We start from the raw sequence: 16,155 nt of genomic DNA, 5'->3' as shown, positions 1-16,155 counted from the left end.
CCTATCAAGCCGGCGTTTCTTCGCTGGTGCCGGGACGCTTGTCGTACACCTTGTCCACAAGGCCGAACGCGAGCGCTTCTTCCGCTTCCAGGAAGGTGTCGCGATCCATGGCGGCCTCGATCTTCTCCAGCGGCTGGCCGGTGTACTTCACGTACAGATCGTTCAGGCGACGGCGGATACGAAGGATTTCCTTGGCCTGGATCTCGATATCCGACGCCATGCCCTGCGCGCCGCCAGACGGCTGGTGGATCATGATCCGCGCGTTGCTGAGCGCAAAGCGCATGCCCGGCTCGCCGGCCGCGAGCAGGAAGCTGCCCATCGATGCGGCCTGACCGATGCACACCGTGCCGACCTTGGGGCGGATATACTGCATGGTGTCATGGATCGCCATGCCGCTGGTCACCACGCCGCCCGGCGAGTTGATGTACATCCAGATGTCCTTCTTCGGGTTCTCCGATTCCAGAAAGAGCAGCTGGGCGACGATCAGCGAGGCCATGTGATCCTCGACCTGACCGGTCACGAAAATGATCCGCTCCCGCAACAGGCGCGAGTAGATATCGAAGCTGCGCTCGCCCCGGTTGGACTGTTCGATAACGATAGGAACAAGTGCCCCGAGCGGATCAAAATTATCGGTCATGATTCTCTTTCTTACTGGCCGTCTGCGGCCACTACATCGGACGTTTGGGCACTGACTTCAAGATGCGCAGGCTGGGCACCGGGTGCGGACAGGTGCGTTTCTAAAAGCGCGCGCCCAGGCCCTTCGATCAGTCGCCGGCTCAGAGAGGCACAACCCATGACGAAGATCAGAAAGAGGATACTGATCGCATCGCCGATCCAGACCCCGCCGCCGATGGCTTTCCCGGCCTGCGTATCGACCACCAGATCGACACCGGCATGACGCTCGATGACCGATAACAAGTTGAGCAGGCGGTAATATAGAAAGATGTGGATAAGGTAGATCGAATAGGAGAGCGCTCCGATTTTCACGACCTTGGGCCTTTTCAAGCAGTCGCTCACCACCCCTTTTTCACGCGCAAACACGAGTACCGCGATCAAAAAGAGAAAGGGTGACAGAACGGACAGCCTCCCCCCTCCCAGGCAGGATATGAAGGCAAGCAGCGCAATCACCGTCACCAGTTCCAGTCCCTGATCAGCCCAACCAGGAAGCTGCATCGCCCTGATCCGATCCATGCAGCGCCAACCGACCAGGCCGAGCGCGAAGCCCATCGCGCAGCGCAGCAGCGCGTTCTGGTACATGACCGGACTGAAATCCGGCTGGCTAAGGAGCAGCAACGGAACGGCGACCGCAACGCCGACACAAATCGGCACCAAGTGACGCCCAGCGGTTCGCAGAACCAATGCAAAGGCCAGATAAATCCAGACTTCCGCTGCGATCGACCAGCTGGGGAAATTCCACGCTGTCGGATCGCCGCCCGGGAAAATCTGGATTAACAGCAGGGCGTCGATCAGATTCTTGGGCGATTGCAGGCCCTCGAAGGCCGGCCTGCCTGACCTATCCCCACCGAAGATCAGGAGACACAGCTCGAACAGGACGAAGCAGACCAGCATGGCAAAATGCAGCGGATAGACGCGGGCGATCCGCTTGCGCATGAAATGGCCGACGGAATAACCGTCCACGAGCCTTTTCCCGTAGCTCACGCCGATGACAAAGCCGGAAAGCACGAAAAAGAAATCGACGAAAAGGGACGCATGCTCAACCAGCGCTGCGTTCGAAATCCTTCCCTGCGTCTTCACATGCAGAAGGAGGACCATGCACGCGCAAATGCCGCGCAAGCTATCAAGCACCTCATAGCGATGCGGCGCTGAACCAACCCCCTCCATACCTGCCCCCCCGAGCCTGTCGGGAAAGTTTATGGACTCAATTATTCATGATCAACTGGGTTAATGAAATTTAACGCGCCATCCCCGGCGCGGTATGCGCCAGATAGGCAAGGCGCTTCATTTCCTGCCGGCCGCGCGTCACTGTATCGAGGATGAGGCCGGTAAGCAGGCACAAGGCTGACAAGACGCCCATTCCCACAATGGTGATGAGGGTCGGGAAGCGGGGCACCAGCCCCGTCTCCAGATAGGTCAGGATGACCGGCACGCCCATCAGCCCGGCCACCAGCGCAATCACCAGCGCGATGAAACCGAAGAACCACAAAGGCCGCTCCACGCGGTAAAGCTGGATCATCGTGCGCAGGATACGCCAGCCGTCGCGGAAGGTGTTAAGCTTGGAGAGCGAGCCCTCCGCCCGCGCCGCATAGGCGGTCATCACCTCGCCAACAGGCATGCGCAGTTCGAGCGCGTGGACGGACATTTCCGTCTCGATCTCGAAGCCCTCCGAGAGGATCGGGAAGCTCTTCACGAACCGCCGGGAGAACACCCGATAGCCGGAGAGAATATCGGTGAAACTGCGCCCGAAAAGCTGCCGCAGCAGCCCGGTGAGCAGCAAATTGCCGAGCCGGTGCCCCGGACGGTAAGCCGCCTCCACCTCCGACTTGCGGGCGCCGACGACCATGTCGAGCGGCCCGTCCAGCATCGCGGTGACCAGCGCCGGCGCCGCGCTCGCATCATAGGTCGCATCGCCATCGGCGAGCACGTAGATGTCCGCATCGACGTCCGCGAACATCCGCCGCACGACATGGCCCTTGCCCTGTTGCCGCACGCTGTAGACGATCGCCCCGGCGGCGCGCGCCACGGCGACGCTATCATCGGAGCTGTTATTGTCGAACACGTAGATGGCCGCCTGCGGCAAGGCCTGCGAGAACGCGGTGACGGTCTGCCCGATGGCGACCGCCTCGTTATAACAAGGCAGCAGGACGGCGATGCGCACGCCTGTCATCGGGCTGGACGGGTCTGGATGCATGGGACTGCGGGCTTATGGCAACAGATCGCATGGTTGCAATGGTCTTTTGCGACCCCAGCGCCCGGCGGCACCTTCTGCACGAGCCCGCCGCCATGCATCCGAAGAAAAAGCGAGCCGGAACGGCATCCCGCTCCGGCTCGCTCTGATCAGTTCATGCGATCTGCAGTGAGGCCTCAGGCCTCGGCAGTCTTGGCCTTCTTGGCAGCGGGCTTCTTGGCCGGCTTCTCGGCCGCCTCGCCCTCGTCAGCCTTGGCAGCCGCGGCCTTCTTGGCCGGAGCCTTCTTGGCAGGGGCCTTGGCCTCTTCTGCCGGAGCGGCCTCTACCTCGGCATCAGCCTTCTTGGCAGCCGGCTTCTTGGCGGCAGCCTTCTTGGCCGGCTTGGCGTCGTGGCTGTGATCGTGGCCGCAATCCGGTCCGTGGACGTGACCGCCCTCTTCGCTCTCGATCGCCGCTTCCAGATCGGCGCGCGCAACGGTGCGCTCGCTCACATCGGCCTTCTCGAAGAGATAATCGACGACCTTGTCTTCATAGAGCGGGGCACGCAGCTGCGCGGCGGCCATCGGCTCGTTGCGGACATATTCGACGAACCGCTCGCGGTCCTGCGGGGCGTACTGCTGCGCGGCCTGAGCAACGAGGCGGTTCATTTCCGCCTGCGTGATCTCCACGCCATTAGCCTGGCCGATTTCCGAGAGGAGCAGGCCCAGACGGACGCGACGCTCGGCGATCTTGCGATAATCGTCGCGGTCGGCTTCCATTTCCTTGAGCGCCGCCTCGGGATCTTCCTCGTGACCGGCTTCATGCTCAAGCTGCTGCCAGATCTGGCCGAACTCGGCCTCGACCATGCCCGGGGGCACCTCGAAATCATGGCCCGCAGCCAGCTGATCGAGCAACTGGCGCTTCATGTAGGTGCGCGTCAGATTGCCGTGCTCCTGCTCGATCTGCGCCTTGAACAGCTCGCGCAGCTTCTCGAGGCTCTCGAGACCGAGTTGCTTGGCGAACTCGTCGTCAGCGGGCTTCTCGACGGGGTTCTTGACCGCCTTGATGACGAGATCGAACGTCGCATCCTTGCCGGCCAGCTCCTTGGAGCCATATTCGGCGGGGAAGGTCACGTTGATGGTCTTCTCGTCGCCGGTCTTCACGCCAACCAGCTGATCCTCGAAGCCGGGGATCAGATTGCCCGAGCCGATGGCGATCGCCATGTCCGAACCGGTGCCGCCCTCGAACGGCACGCCGTCGACCTTGCCGACGAAATCCATGACGACCTGATCGCCTTCCTTCGCCTTGGCGGTCTTGGGGGCGTCCTCATAACGCTGGCTCTGCGCGGCGAGACGGCCAACCGCCTCGTCGATCTGCTCGTCAGTCACGTCGACGACGAGCCGCTCCAGCTTGATGCCCTCGATCTTGGGCGCGGGAACCTCCGGCAGGATTTCCAGAGCGACCTTGACCTCGGCGTCTTTGCCGTCCTCATAGTCGGCCGTCAGCTCGACGCTCGGCTGCATCGCGGGACGCAGCTTGTTCTCGGCGATGACCTTCTCGACGCCCTCACGGATGGACTTGTCCAGCGCCTCGCGCTGCAGGGCCGGGCCGTGCATCTTGCGGACGAGGTTGGCAGGCACCTTGCCGGGCCGGAAACCGGGCATCCGCACCTGCGGCGCAATCGACTTCACTTCCTCTTCGACGCGGGCGTCGATGTCCTTGGCCGTGACGGTCAGCGTATAGGCGCGCTTGAGGCCCTCATTCAATGTCTCGACAATCTGCATATCTCTAACTCGACGCTTTCCAGGCTAGGATGAAATCTCTTGGAACGACCGGGGCCAGGCTGCGCAACTGGTGCGGGCGAAGGGACTCGAACCCCCACATCTTGCGATACCAGAACCTAAATCTGGCGCGTCTACCAGTTTCGCCACGCCCGCATCGGTCGCCGGTCGGCGGGCCATAGTGCAAAGCCTGGGAAAGGGCAAGGCTGTGCGCGCCTTGCCGTGTCGATCCGGAACGATCCCTCTCGCCGCCCGTTGAAAAGAGCAACGAAAGGACGCAAAGCCATGGCCAGCCAGCCGGAAATTCCGCCCCCCGATACCATCACCCCGCAGTCACCTGACGAGCTTCCGCCCATGGAATCGCCGGACGAGACGCCGTTTCGCGAACCGCCGGAAATCGCGCCGGAAACGCCCAATATCGATGAACCCGGCCGCGGCCCCGACGAACTGCCGTCCATCGCGCCGCCACCCGACTGATCCCTGCTTCCCGGCCTCGCCTTCTGAGTGCGGCCGGGATCCGATCAGCCCAATGCCTTCTTGATCAACTCATTGACCATCTGCGGATTGGCCTTGCCCTGCATGGCCTTCATCGTCTGACCGACGAAGAAACCGAACAGCGCTTCCTTTCCAGCCTTATACTGTTCGACCTTATCGGCATTGTCGGCGAGAATCTTCGCAACGACCGCCTCGATCGCACCAGTATCCGTGGTCTGCTTGAGGCCGCGCGTCTCGACAATCTCGGCAGGGGCTTCGCCGGTTTCGAGCATGATCTCGAACACCTGCTTGGCGATACTACCGGAAATCGTGCCATCGGCCACCAGGGCAAGCAATTCCGCGCCGCGCTCGGGGTTGACCGGGCTGTCCTCAAGCGTCTTGCCGAGGCGATTGAGCGCACCGTAAAGCTCCGAGAGCAGCCAGTTGGCGCTGGCCTTGGCCACCTCACCTTCGCTCTTCTTCTGGATGCGCGCGCTTTCCGCGAGCAGAGCCTCGAACCAGCGGGCCGTTTCCGCCTCGGCGGTCAGCACGCGGGCGTTGTAATCGGAGAGCCCCAGCACCTCGACATAACGGGTGCGCTTGGCATCCGGCAGTTCGGGCAGCGAGTGCAGGCAATCCTCGATGAAGCTGTCCTCCAGCACCAGCGGGAGCAGGTCCGGGTCCGGGAAGTAGCGATAATCATGCGCGTCTTCCTTGGAGCGCATCGACCGCGTGGTGCCGGTATCCGGATTGAACAGCCGCGTTTCCTGCACGATCCGCCCGCCGCCCTCGATCACATCGACCTGGCGCTGGGCTTCATATTCGATGGCCTGCATGACGAAGCGCACGGAATTGACGTTCTTCGTCTCGGTCCGCGTCCCGAATTCCTCGCCGGGCTTGCGCACGGAGACGTTCACGTCCGCGCGCATGGAGCCTTCCTCCATATTGCCATCGCACGAGCCAACATAGCGCAGGATCGCGCGCAGCTTGCGCAGATAGGCCCCGGCCTCGGCAGGCGAGCGCATGTCCGGGCGGCTGACGATCTCCATCAGCGCCACGCCCGAGCGATTGAGATCGACATAGGAGCGCGTCGGGTGCTGATCGTGCATCAGCTTGCCGGCATCCTGCTCGACATGGATGCGCTCGATACCGATGGCCTTGTCGGCGGGAATGCCGGCCTTCTCATCGGCTTCGATCGTCAGCGAACCTTCACCCACAAGCGGATGATAAAGCTGGGATATCTGGTAGCCCTGCGGCAAGTCCGCATAGAAATAATTCTTCCGGTCGAACCGGCTCCACTTGTTGATCTGCGCATTGATCGCAAGGCCGGTGCGCACTGCCTGACGGATGCACTCCCGATTGGGCACCGGCAGCATGCCGGGCATCGCGGCATCGACAAGGCTCACCTGCGTGTTCGGCTCCGCGCCGAAGGCCGTCGCCGCACCGGAGAACAGCTTGGCCTGGCTCACCACCTGCGCGTGAACCTCAAGGCCGATGACGACCTCCCAGTCCCCGGTGGCGCCACGAATGCGATAGCTCGTCTCAGTCATTCTTCAGTCCTTACAGTATTCCCGCGAAGGCAGGAATCCAGGGGAGTGCAGCCCTTGGCTGCCCTGGGCTCCTGCCTGCGCAGGAGCACGAAACACTTACCACCACGCCTCAGGCCGGGCGGTGAAGCCCGCCCGTTGCTCGATGGCAAAGCCGGCATTCAGCACGGATTGCTCATCGAAGGCCGGGCCGATGATCTGCAGGCCGAGCGGCAGCCCGTCCTTACTTAGCCCGCCGGGCACGGACATGGCGGGGAGACCCGCCAGCGAGGCCGGCACCGCGAACACGTCGTTCAGATACATTTTCAGCGGATCGTCGACATTCTCGCCGAGACCGAAGGCCGCGCTGGGCGCGGTGGGCGCAAGGATGACGTCGCAGGCCTCGAAAGCCTTGGCGAAATCCTGCGCGATCAGCGCCCGCACCTTCTGCGCCTGCGTGTAATAGGCGTCGTAGAAGCCCGCCGAGAGCACATAGGTGCCGATGATGATGCGGCGCTTGACCTCCGGGCCGAAGCCGGCGGCGCGCGTCGCGGCATACATATCCTGCAGGTTCGCGCCATCGGGCAGATCACGCAGGCCGTAGCGTACGCCGTCATAGCGCGCGAGATTCGACGAGGCTTCCGCCGGGGCGATGATGTAATAAGCCGGCAGGGCATATTTGCTGTGCGGCAGCGAGACCTCGACGATCTCGGCGCCGGCGTCCTTCAGCCAGGCAATGCCATCGTCCCACACCCGCGCGACATCGGCATCGAGACCCTCGACGCGATATTCCTTGGGAATGCCGATGCGCTTGCCCTTGAGATCGCTGGATAATCCAGCTTCCCACTGCGGCACCGGCAGGTTGAGCGATGTGGAGTCCTTCGCGTCGAATCCCGCCATATTCTCCAGCAGGATCGCGCAGTCGCGCACGTCCTGCGCCATCGGCCCGGCCTGATCGAGCGAGCTGGCAAAGGCGATGATGCCCCAGCGCGAGCAGCGGCCATAGGTCGGCTTGATGCCGGAAATGCCGGTGAAGGCCGCCGGCTGGCGGATCGACCCGCCGGTGTCCGTACCGGTCGCCGCGGGGCAGAGCCGCGCGGCAATCGCCGCCGAGCTGCCGCCCGAGGAACCGCCCGGTGCCAGCGCGGCATTGCTGCCGTCATTGCGCCGCCAGGGCGAGATCACATTGCCGAAATAGCTCGTCTCGTTGGAAGACCCCATGGCGAACTGATCGAGATTGAGCTTGCCGAGCATCCCCGCGCCGGCATCCCACAGCTTCTGCGAGACGGTGGACTCGTAGGTCGGCGTGAAGCCTTCCAGCATGTGGCTGGCGGCGGTCGTCTGCACGCCCTCGGTGCAGAACAGGTCCTTCATGCCGATGGGCACGCCGGAAAGCGGCTTGAGCGTGCCGGCGGCGCGGTCCTTGTCCGCCTGATCGGCGGCAGACAGCGCATGCTCGGGCGTCTCGACGATGAAGGCGTTGAGCGCCTTGGCGGCGGCGACATTGGCGTTGAAGGCCTCGGCGACTTCTCGCGCGGAGAAGTCACCAGCACGGAAGCCATCGCGGATCTGCGAGACAGTGAGGTTGGTCAGATCGGTCATCATTCGATCACCTTCGGCACGGCGAAAAAGCCATGTTCGGCCTGAGGCGCATTGGCCAGCACCTTGTCGCGGACATTGCCGTCGGTCACGGCGTCCTCTCGCAGGCGCAACGTGTTGGGGATGACGGCGGTCATCGGCTCGACGCCGGTCACGTCCACTTCGCCCAGCTGCTCCACCCAGTGGAGAATGCCGTTGAGTTCGGGCACCAACGCCTGCGCTTCATCCTCGCTGACAGCGAGGCGCGCGAGGCTGGCGATCTTTTTTACGGTTGTCAGGTCTACGCTCATGGGAGCGCGCGCTAGCACTGGCTCCGGCGGTCATCAAGGCGCTTCCGCCGTTTCGGCCCCATTGGCGGCCGTCGACAGCGGTTCGCCGACCGGTTCGCCACCGATGTAGAGTTGTCGCGCCATCACGGGGCGGAGGTCCACGGCGCCGGCGCGGATCTGCGCGACCAGCCGGCGGGCCGCGTCACCCTGGGCGAGATAGCGGCTGTCATTGCTCCATTCGCCATTCTCCTGCCGGATGAGGCGCACGGTTGGGGCACAATCGCCGCATTCCGGAGCGGGCAGCTTCACAACAATCGCCAGATCCTCGCCGGGCACATAGTGCAGCAGGCACGGGCCGGTCTCCTCGCAGGCATCATATTGCACCAGCCGCTTGCGCAGCGCTGGCGGCATTTCGACCGGGATGGGCAGGATCGTCAGCCGCTCGTCCAGCAATTCGCCACTGCGCGCGGCGACGACCATAGGCGGCACGGCCCAGCGGTCGGTCAGCTTCATCGTCTCGGCGGCATGACGGCGGATCGTCGCGTCCGCCGAGCCGCTCGCCAGCCGTCGAATCGCAGCCCGCCCCTCCGGCCCGAAATCGAACCACAAGGCACGGTAGTCGAACTTGTCTGGCGCCACCTGCCCGCCCGCGAGGCGCTGGAGCTGGTGCGCGGTCGCGATCCGCTCGAAGCCGAAGATCGGCGTGGAGAGCAGCAGCGCGATGCCGGCGATCACGAATACGAGCATGCGATTGGTCCGCCGCAGCCGGGCGAACCAGCCGCGTGCGCCGAGGATGGCGACGGCATAGGCAATGGCGGTGATGCTCGCCACGATCAGAAAGGCCAGCGCCCACAGCCGCTCTGGCGTCAGGCCATGTTGATGGATGCGCAGGCCCGAGGAGAAGACCGCAATACCCACCATCGGCAGCAGGAACAGGCCGAGCGCCGCCGCGCTGGCACCCAGCAACACCGAGCGGGTTTCCTCAAGCGCCGTATCGCCCACCACCGCATTGGCGAGAAACAGCGCCAGCACCGCTCCGGCCAGCATGATCGGCGTCGTGCCGCCCGTCGCCCAGAGCGGCGCCAGGCCGGTGACAGGCAAGGCCGCCAGGAAGATGCCGATCGCCAGCGCCACCACCGGCGCCAGCACGCGCAGCACCAGCATGGCGACGCGCTGCAGGGCGGCGATGATCGCCCCGCGATCCTGCAACAACCCGAGCGCCGCGCCGAAAGCCGCCCCGCACAGCATGGCGACCACCGCAGACTCGCGCAGGGCATCGCGCAGGAAGTGGAGCTTCACCAGCATGAACATCTGCGCCAGCAAATGCGCGATGCCGAAGCTGAGCAGCATGAACAGCGCGCTTGCGCCGATCAGCAGCGCATTCGTCCACAAATGGCCGTGAACATCCTCATAATGGATGGCCTGTCGCGACCATGCCCGCACCGCGCGCGGCGACACACCGGCCGGCGCGGAGGGCGCGCCGCCGGCCAGACTGCGATCCTGCGCTGCCTGAAACAGCACCAGCAGCGCAGCCGCGGCGATGGCGCCGCAGACGAGATGCCAGAGATCGACGCTCGATCCATGGCCGGGCACCCCGTTCCACACAAAGACGCCGCCGCCGAGGAGGCCGCAGATCAGCGCCACGACAAGAGCCGCGACCGGTCGCCGCCGGCGCCAACCGAGGCCAAAGGCGAGAGCGGCGGTCGAAAGGAACATGGGCAGCGCCGCGATCACCCGCCGCAGAAACTCGGGCTCGATGGGCGCGGGATCGGAAAACCGGTCGATCGCCAGACCGACAAGCGCGCCGAGCACACACAGCACCCAGGTGCGCAGCGGCCATACCGTCTGCGCCGTCGATGCGTTGCTGGCCATCATCCTGCTCCCCGCCGCGTCCGATCCTGAACCGGTCCGACCTATCACGATCCGCCCGCAAGGCAAATTGGACCTTCGCCTGTTGGACCTTCGCCTGCTGCCTTTGCTTGCCTCGCGGAACCCAAGCGGGCATGAGCCATGCCACTGCCCAGCTTGCCACAGAGATGGAGTCGTGCCCCTTTGGCCCGGAAGTTCCTGTATGTCGTCGCGTTTTTCACAGCCCTGGCGATCGCGGGAATGATCGCCTTCTCCTTCTTCGGCCCCCGGCTGATGCAGAGCGCGCTGGTGCCGCATGTCGGGTTCAGCGAACCACCTGGCCTCCCCGCCAATTTCTATTCGGGCAGCGATGGGTGGATCAGCCGGCCGGACGGGCGCCGCGACGATCCTGCCCGCTGGCAACCGGCCGCGAAGCTTGCCGAGGCAGCGCCTGCCCAGAAGGCGGCGATCTTCTTCGTCCACCCCACCAGCTCGTTCGAGACGCTCCACTGGAACGCCCCGATCAACGACCGCATCGCAAAGGCGCAGGCCGGGCGGTTCGTGCGCATTCAAGCCAGCGCCTTCGCCGCGGCGGGCGACATCTGGGCGCCGCGCTACCGGCAGGCCGTGTTCGGTGCCTTCCTCACCGAAAAGGCAGACGCCGCGCTGGCGCTGGAGCGAGCCTATGCGGACGTGAAGGCCGCCTTCGCGCAGTTCCTCGCCGCCAATCCGCAAGGGCCGATCATGCTTGCGGCGCACAGTCAGGGCAGTCGCCATCTGCTGCGCCTGCTCCATGAGGAGGCTGGCAACACTGCGCTCAAGGCGCGGCTGGTCGCGGCTTATGTCGTCGGATGGCCGGTGTCGGTGGAGCACGATCTGCCCGCGCTGGGCCTGCCGGCCTGCACCGGCCCGGAGACGACCGGCTGCGTGATGAGCTGGCAGAGCTTTGCCGCGCCGGCAGACACGTCAGCCGTGGAAGCGTCGTTCGACCGCGAGCGCGGACTGGACGGCCAATCGCGCGCCGGGTCGGCCATGCTCTGCACCAATCCCCTGAATGGCGGCGCGGCGCCCGATGCGCCGGGCGATGCCAATCTGGGCGTGTTGCGCGGCGATGGCGAGGCGGCGTCGACCGTGCTGCTCACGCCCGGCGAGATCGGCGCGCGCTGCGCTGGCCGTGGCTTCCTGATGCTGGACAGCGCGCCCAAGCTCGGCACCTTCGTGCTCCCGGGCAACAATTACCACGTCTACGACTATCCCCTGTTCTGGGCGAACATCCGTGCCGATGCGCTCGGCCGACTGGCGGCATGGCAGCGCTGATGGTCGGGGAAACGCTGATCACGCTCGACAAGGCGTCCTTCGCGCAGGCGCTGCCGGCGGGCGGACGCCTGCTCGGCATGGACCTTGGCACCCAGACCATCGGCCTTGCCCTGTGCGATGCCGGCTGGAGCATCGCCAGCCCCGCCCATACGCACAAGCGCGGCAAGTTCAGCAAGGACCGGGACGTGCTCGCCCAGTTCATCGCCCAGCAGTCGGTCAAGGGCCTCGTCATCGGCCTGCCGCTCAATATGGATGGCAGCGAGAGCCCGCGCAGCCAGGCTGCACGCGCCTTTGCCCGCAACATCGCCGTGCTCGGCCTGCCCGTGCTGCTGTGGGACGAGCGCTGGTCGACCGTCGCTGCCGAGCGGGCGATGATCGCGCAGGACATGAGCCGGGCCAAGCGCGCTGAAAAGATCGACGCCCACGCCGCCGCCCTCATCCTGCAGGGGGCCATTGACGGCCTGACGATGGGCTGACCTGCGCATGACGGAAACGCACATCATCTGGGGCTGGCTGGTGCTGATCAACCTCATCACCCTCGCCGCCTTCCGCCATGACAGGCAGCGCGCCATTGCCGGGGGACCGCGCGTGCGGGAGCGCGATCTCCTGACCCTGGCGGCGATCGGTGGCACGATCGGCGCCTGGCTCGCCATGCGGCTCTTCCGGCACAAGACCCGCAAGCGGGATTTCTCCCGCGCGCTGTTCCTCATCGCCGCCGCGCAGTGCGCGCTCATCATCCTGTTCGATCTCAATGCCTGGACGGTCAGCGCCTGATACATCAGCGCTTGAGTCCGCCCTGCCGCTCCACTAACGAGGCGCTTTAATGACAATATCGCCCTCTCCCGCCACCGGCCTCATCGGCCGGGACAATTTCCCGCACCGGCATCTGGTGGGAATCGCCAATCTGGCGCCGCATGAAATCCGCTTTCTGCTGGATGAAGCCGAGCAATGGGCCTCGCTCAACCGTGCCGGCAGTCGCAAGCATGACGGGCGCCTCGCCGGCCTCACGCAGATGAACGCCTTCTTCGAGAACAGCACGCGCACGCTGCTCTCCTTCGAGGTGGCGGGCAAACGGCTGGGCGCGGACGTGGTGAACATGCACGCCGCCCAATCGAGCGTGAAAAAGGGCGAGACGCTGATCGACACCGCCGTGACGCTCAACTCGATGCGCGCCGACGTTATGGTGATCCGCCATATGAGCTCGGGCGCCGTGCAGTTGATCGCCGACATGGTGGATTGCCCCGTGCTCAATGCCGGCGATGGCCGCCACGAGCACCCGACGCAGGCGCTGCTCGATGCGCTGACCATAAGGCGGCGCAAGGGCAGCTTCGAGGGGCTGATCGTCACCATTTGCGGCGACATTCTCCACAGCCGCGTCGCCCGCTCCAACATGCTCTGCCTCACCGCCTTGGGCGCGCAGGTGCGCGTCTGCGCGCCGCCGACGCTGATGCCGCCCGCAGTCGAGCGCTATCGGGTGACGCCCTTCCATGATTTCAATGCCGCGCTGGATGGCGCCGACGTGGTGATGATGCTGCGCATTCAAAATGAACGGATGGATGGCGCCTTCATCCCCTCCGCGCGCGAATTCAACGCGCTCTACGGCCTCACGCCCGAGCGGCTGAAGCGCGCCAAGCCGGACGCGATCATCATGCACCCCGGGCCGATGAACAGGGGCGTGGAAATCGTCAGCAGCGTCGCGGACGACCCGGATCGCTCGGCGATCACCGAGCAGGTCGAGATGGGGGTCGCTATGCGCATGGCCTGCCTCGATGTCCTCACCCGCACAGCCCGGGGAGTCGAAGGATGGGCCTGACCGCGATCATCAACGCACGCTTGTGCGATCCGACCGCCAGCGCCCTCTCCGAAGGCACGCTGCTCGTTGAAGACGCGACAATCGCTGCGGTCGGCGCAGCGGATGTGCCTGAAGGCGCCGAGATCGTCGATGCCAAGGGCATGATCCTCGCGCCGGGCATCATCGATCTGGGCGTGTTCCGCACCGACAAGCCGGCCTTCCACTTCGCCGGCATCACCCGGGCCGCGCTGATGCCGGACCAGTCGCCCGTTCTCGATGAGCCGGGGCTGATCCAGCACGCCGCCCGGGCCGGCAAGCCGGACTTCTGGGTGCATCCGCTCGGCGCCGCGACGCGCGGCCTGGAGGGGCGCGAACTGGCGGAAATGGCGCTGATGAAGTCCGCTGGCGCCCGGGCCATCGCGACCGGCCGGCGCTGGATTGCCGACTCGGGCGTGATGCTGCGCGTCCTGCATTATGCCGCTGCGCTCGACTTGGTGGTCATTACCCATGCCGAGGATGGCGGGCTGACGGCCAATGCCGTGGCGACGGATGGCGAAACGGCCTCGCGCCTCGGCCTGCCCAGTGCCCCGGCCAGTGCCGAAGCGATGGCTATTGCGCGAGACATCGCGCTGGCGCGGGAGGCGGGCGCACGCCTGCATGTCCGCCTCGTCACCACCGCGGCGGGCTTCGCGCTCATTCGCGCGGCGAAGGCCGAAGGGTTGAAGGTGACCTGCGGCACCAGCCCCTCCTACCTCTTCCTCAACGATGCGGCGGTGAGCGATTTCCGCACCTTCGCACGCCTCTCCCCGCCACTGCGCGATGAGCGGGATCGGCTTGCCACGATTGAGGCGGTCGCGGATGGCACCGTCGACGTGCTGTGCTCGGGCCACGATCCGCGCGGCCCGGAAGACAAGCGCCTGCCCTTCGCGGACGCCCTGCCTGGCATCGCCGGCGCCGAGACGCTGCTGCCGCTCGCGCTCAATCTGGTGCGTGAAGGCAAGATCACCGAAACCCGAATGATGGCCCTGCTCGCGGCCAACCCCGCCGCGATCCTCGGCCTCGACGCGGGACGACTGGCGCCGGGCGCGCCGGCGGACCTCATCCTCATCGCGCCTGATACGCCCTGGATCGTCGATTCGGCCAAAATGGCAGCTGCGGCCGGCAACACGCCGTTCGACAAGCTGCCGGTTCAGGGCCGGGCGCGGATGATCATGAAAGGCGGCGTGATCCGCTGAGCGGATCGCCCACCGGCCCCATCACCGCGATGCGAATTGCGACCCGCCGGCCGAGGCGCCAGCGCGCGCCATGCGCGATGCATTGCTGTCATCGCGGCGCACGTAACAGGCCTGCCCTTCGCCGCGCAAAGTCTGGCACAGGGAACCGGCCGCGCCCCGGCTGGCAAAGCCACCCACCGCCACGCGATGGAAGGTGCGCCCATTGACACTCGCGGCGGTAACGATCTCGCGATAGCCAGCCAGACGCGGGTTACGGCGCATATCCTGCCATTTCACCCGCGCCATCGTTGCGCTGTCAAAGGCGCCGAGCTGGATCACCCAGTCGCCCGAAGCGCGACCCGGCCTGGCCAGCAGGACCGGCACCGCGCGAGACGCGGCGGCGATCTTTACCCCCATCGACGGGCTGGATGCAGCCGGCGCAAAGGCAATCTGAGCGATGTCGGGCGCCCTTGGCGCTGGCTGCAGGACCAGCAAAGGCGCTGCTGAGAGAATCTCAGCGGACGGCCCGCCAAAGGTTGGGTTCGCCGAGGACGCGACGGGAGGATTGGCTTTCGGCGGGGCAGCCGGGTCTGAGGACCGGCTCGAGGGCGGGATCGCGACCGATTGAACGGCGGGTGCTGCGCGCGCAGCATCGGGCGCTGCCGCTGGTGCAGCCGCTTCAGCCGTCTTCGCCGGCGACGGGGCGACATCCTTTGGAGGTGCCAGTTCCGCAACGGCGGGAAGCTCGAAGCTGCGCAGCGCGAGGCGAGACGGCATCCCGACATCATCGGCACGGGGCGCAACGCCAGTCAGGGCAGCCACCCGCGCGCCGGGTTCAGCCTGCGCCACGGCCTGAGACCAGCGCCCGATGCGCTGCTCGGCGTCTTTGGCGGGCAGGTCCTGCCCGGCGATCAGCCGCGCCTGCCCCCAGGCGCCACCCAGCGCCAAGGCAAAGGCGAGGTTCTGCCGTGTCTGTGCCGAGGCATCGGGCTGGCGCGCGGCGTAAACGAGCGCGCGCACGCCCTCCTGCACGTCGCCTGCCATGGCCATGGCGAGACCGTAGTCCGAGGCAGGCAGCGTGGCAGCGTTGTCGGCGAGCAAAGCCTGGGCCGTGCTGTCATTGCCCAGCGCGGTCTCGCACAAGGCCAGGCTGATGATCGTGCGGACATCGCTGTTGCCCAGCGCCATGGCGTCCGTGAACGCCGCCTGCGCCGAGCGATAGCGGCCATTGGCAAGATAGGCACGGCCCAGCAAGACGCGATGGTCTGCAGTAGCCGGGTCGGCGGCGACCAGCGCCTCGGCCAGGTCGAGCGCATGGGCGAACTTGCGATCCGCGAGCGCTGACTCGATCTTGGGCGAAAGTTGCGCAACCGAGGGCGTCGCGCGCGCGCTATGGGACTGGAGACCCAGCTGCGCGCAGCCGCCCAGCGTCACGCTGGAGAGCGCCACCGTCACCAGCAGCAAAGGCATTTTTACGGAGCGCGCCATAT

General features: G+C 65.7%; 15 protein-coding genes and 1 tRNA gene. 6 read left to right on the top strand and 10 right to left on the bottom strand.

The features are described from left to right. Positions 1-4: 4 nt before the first annotated feature. The 5 genes from clpP to M2341_RS07395 form a co-directional block, all read right to left on the bottom strand. Entirely contained in the window at positions 5-637 is a 633-nt protein-coding gene (gene clpP, locus M2341_RS07415) for an ATP-dependent Clp endopeptidase proteolytic subunit ClpP (protein WP_181559305.1), read from the bottom strand. Positions 638-648: 11 nt separating this feature from the next. Beyond that, positions 649-1,842: an acyltransferase family protein gene (locus tag M2341_RS07410; protein ID WP_264584799.1), complete on the bottom strand. Its 1,194-nt coding sequence runs from the start codon at positions 1,840-1,842 to the stop codon at positions 649-651. Between the two features lie 70 nt (positions 1,843-1,912). Next, positions 1,913-2,869, bottom strand: coding sequence for a glycosyltransferase family 2 protein (locus M2341_RS07405; RefSeq protein ID WP_264584798.1), 957 nt, complete (start codon positions 2,867-2,869; stop codon positions 1,913-1,915). A 173-nt stretch (positions 2,870-3,042) separates the two neighbouring features. Further along, on the bottom strand, positions 3,043-4,629 hold the full coding sequence (gene tig / locus M2341_RS07400; RefSeq protein ID WP_264584797.1) for a trigger factor: 1,587 nt from the start codon (positions 4,627-4,629) through the stop codon (positions 3,043-3,045). Between the two features lie 68 nt (positions 4,630-4,697). Next, positions 4,698-4,782, bottom strand: a tRNA-Leu gene (locus M2341_RS07395). Positions 4,783-4,911: 129 nt separating this feature from the next. On the opposite strand from M2341_RS07395, the gene M2341_RS07390 reads away from it, so the two are divergent. Beyond that, positions 4,912-5,103 (top strand): hypothetical protein, encoded by a 192-nt coding sequence (locus M2341_RS07390; RefSeq protein ID WP_181559302.1) that lies wholly within the window; start codon positions 4,912-4,914, stop codon positions 5,101-5,103. 44 nt (positions 5,104-5,147) lie between these two features. Here the strand turns inward: M2341_RS07390 and gatB are convergent, their stop codons facing one another. From gatB to M2341_RS07370, 4 genes are all read right to left on the bottom strand, one after another. Next, positions 5,148-6,650: an Asp-tRNA(Asn)/Glu-tRNA(Gln) amidotransferase subunit GatB gene (gene gatB / locus M2341_RS07385; protein ID WP_264584796.1), complete on the bottom strand. Its 1,503-nt coding sequence runs from the start codon at positions 6,648-6,650 to the stop codon at positions 5,148-5,150. Between the two features lie 96 nt (positions 6,651-6,746). Continuing rightward, positions 6,747-8,228, bottom strand: coding sequence for an Asp-tRNA(Asn)/Glu-tRNA(Gln) amidotransferase subunit GatA (gene gatA, locus M2341_RS07380; protein ID WP_264586002.1), 1,482 nt, complete (start codon positions 8,226-8,228; stop codon positions 6,747-6,749). Beyond that, a complete protein-coding gene (gatC, locus tag M2341_RS07375) occupies positions 8,228-8,515 on the bottom strand; it encodes an Asp-tRNA(Asn)/Glu-tRNA(Gln) amidotransferase subunit GatC (RefSeq protein ID WP_264572525.1) in 288 nt (95 codons plus the stop codon). Before gatC ends, gatA begins: the two co-directional genes overlap by 1 nt. Before the next feature lie 33 nt (positions 8,516-8,548). After that, entirely contained in the window at positions 8,549-10,366 is a 1,818-nt protein-coding gene (locus M2341_RS07370) for a DUF4153 domain-containing protein (RefSeq protein WP_264584795.1), read from the bottom strand. Between the two features lie 180 nt (positions 10,367-10,546). On the opposite strand from M2341_RS07370, the gene M2341_RS07365 reads away from it, so the two are divergent. From M2341_RS07365 to M2341_RS07345, 5 genes are read left to right on the top strand one after another with little or no spacing between them, the layout of a single operon-like run. Further along, a complete protein-coding gene (locus M2341_RS07365; RefSeq protein WP_264584794.1) occupies positions 10,547-11,659 on the top strand; it encodes a DUF3089 domain-containing protein in 1,113 nt (370 codons plus the stop codon). Beyond that, positions 11,659-12,135 carry a Holliday junction resolvase RuvX gene (gene ruvX / locus M2341_RS07360; protein ID WP_181561379.1) on the top strand — a complete coding sequence of 159 codons (477 nt, stop codon included), beginning with the start codon at positions 11,659-11,661 and terminating at the stop codon, positions 12,133-12,135. Before M2341_RS07365 ends, ruvX begins: the two co-directional genes overlap by 1 nt. Before the next feature lie 7 nt (positions 12,136-12,142). Then, positions 12,143-12,433, top strand: coding sequence for a DUF1294 domain-containing protein (locus M2341_RS07355; RefSeq protein ID WP_264584792.1), 291 nt, complete (start codon positions 12,143-12,145; stop codon positions 12,431-12,433). A 49-nt stretch (positions 12,434-12,482) separates the two neighbouring features. Beyond that, complete coding sequence (locus M2341_RS07350) at positions 12,483-13,472, top strand: aspartate carbamoyltransferase catalytic subunit (RefSeq protein WP_264584791.1); 990 nt, start codon at positions 12,483-12,485, stop codon at positions 13,470-13,472. Next, positions 13,463-14,686, top strand: a complete 1,224-nt coding sequence (locus tag M2341_RS07345; protein WP_264584790.1) for a dihydroorotase — start codon at positions 13,463-13,465, stop codon at positions 14,684-14,686. The genes M2341_RS07350 and M2341_RS07345 overlap by 10 nt, the downstream gene beginning before the upstream one ends. A 21-nt stretch (positions 14,687-14,707) precedes the next feature. On the opposite strand, the gene M2341_RS07340 is transcribed toward M2341_RS07345, so the two are convergent. Continuing rightward, positions 14,708-16,153, bottom strand: a complete 1,446-nt coding sequence (locus tag M2341_RS07340; protein WP_264584789.1) for an SPOR domain-containing protein — start codon at positions 16,151-16,153, stop codon at positions 14,708-14,710. Positions 16,154-16,155 lie beyond the last annotated feature (2 nt).

The organism is Sphingobium sp. B7D2B (assembly GCF_025961895.1).
Lineage (GTDB): Bacteria > Pseudomonadota > Alphaproteobacteria > Sphingomonadales > Sphingomonadaceae > Sphingobium.
Note: the sequence above shows the minus strand (reverse complement) of the source record. Positions and strands in the feature narration are given on the sequence as shown.

Bases quoted from the DNA above. Each gene is read 5' to 3' on its own strand.
- M2341_RS07410 (WP_264584799.1), bottom strand. From the start codon at position 1,842: ATGGAGGGGGTTGGTTCAGCGCCGCATCGCTATGAGGTGCTTGATAGC.
- gatA (WP_264586002.1), bottom strand. From the start codon at position 8,228: ATGACCGATCTGACCAACCTCACTGTCTCGCAGATCCGCGATGGCTTC.
- M2341_RS07350 (WP_264584791.1), top strand. From the start codon at position 12,483: ATGACAATATCGCCCTCTCCCGCCACCGGCCTCATCGGCCGGGACAAT.
- M2341_RS07405 (WP_264584798.1), bottom strand. From the start codon at position 2,869: ATGCATCCAGACCCGTCCAGCCCGATGACAGGCGTGCGCATCGCCGTC.
- gatC (WP_264572525.1), bottom strand. From the start codon at position 8,515: ATGAGCGTAGACCTGACAACCGTAAAAAAGATCGCCAGCCTCGCGCGC.
- ruvX (WP_181561379.1), top strand. From the start codon at position 11,659: ATGGTCGGGGAAACGCTGATCACGCTCGACAAGGCGTCCTTCGCGCAG.
- M2341_RS07390 (WP_181559302.1), top strand. From the start codon at position 4,912: ATGGCCAGCCAGCCGGAAATTCCGCCCCCCGATACCATCACCCCGCAG.
- M2341_RS07340 (WP_264584789.1), bottom strand. From the start codon at position 16,153: ATGGCGCGCTCCGTAAAAATGCCTTTGCTGCTGGTGACGGTGGCGCTC.
- M2341_RS07355 (WP_264584792.1), top strand. From the start codon at position 12,143: ATGACGGAAACGCACATCATCTGGGGCTGGCTGGTGCTGATCAACCTC.
- gatB (WP_264584796.1), bottom strand. From the start codon at position 6,650: ATGACTGAGACGAGCTATCGCATTCGTGGCGCCACCGGGGACTGGGAG.
- M2341_RS07370 (WP_264584795.1), bottom strand. From the start codon at position 10,366: ATGGCCAGCAACGCATCGACGGCGCAGACGGTATGGCCGCTGCGCACC.
- M2341_RS07345 (WP_264584790.1), top strand. From the start codon at position 13,463: ATGGGCCTGACCGCGATCATCAACGCACGCTTGTGCGATCCGACCGCC.
- tig (WP_264584797.1), bottom strand. From the start codon at position 4,629: ATGCAGATTGTCGAGACATTGAATGAGGGCCTCAAGCGCGCCTATACG.
- clpP (WP_181559305.1), bottom strand. From the start codon at position 637: ATGACCGATAATTTTGATCCGCTCGGGGCACTTGTTCCTATCGTTATC.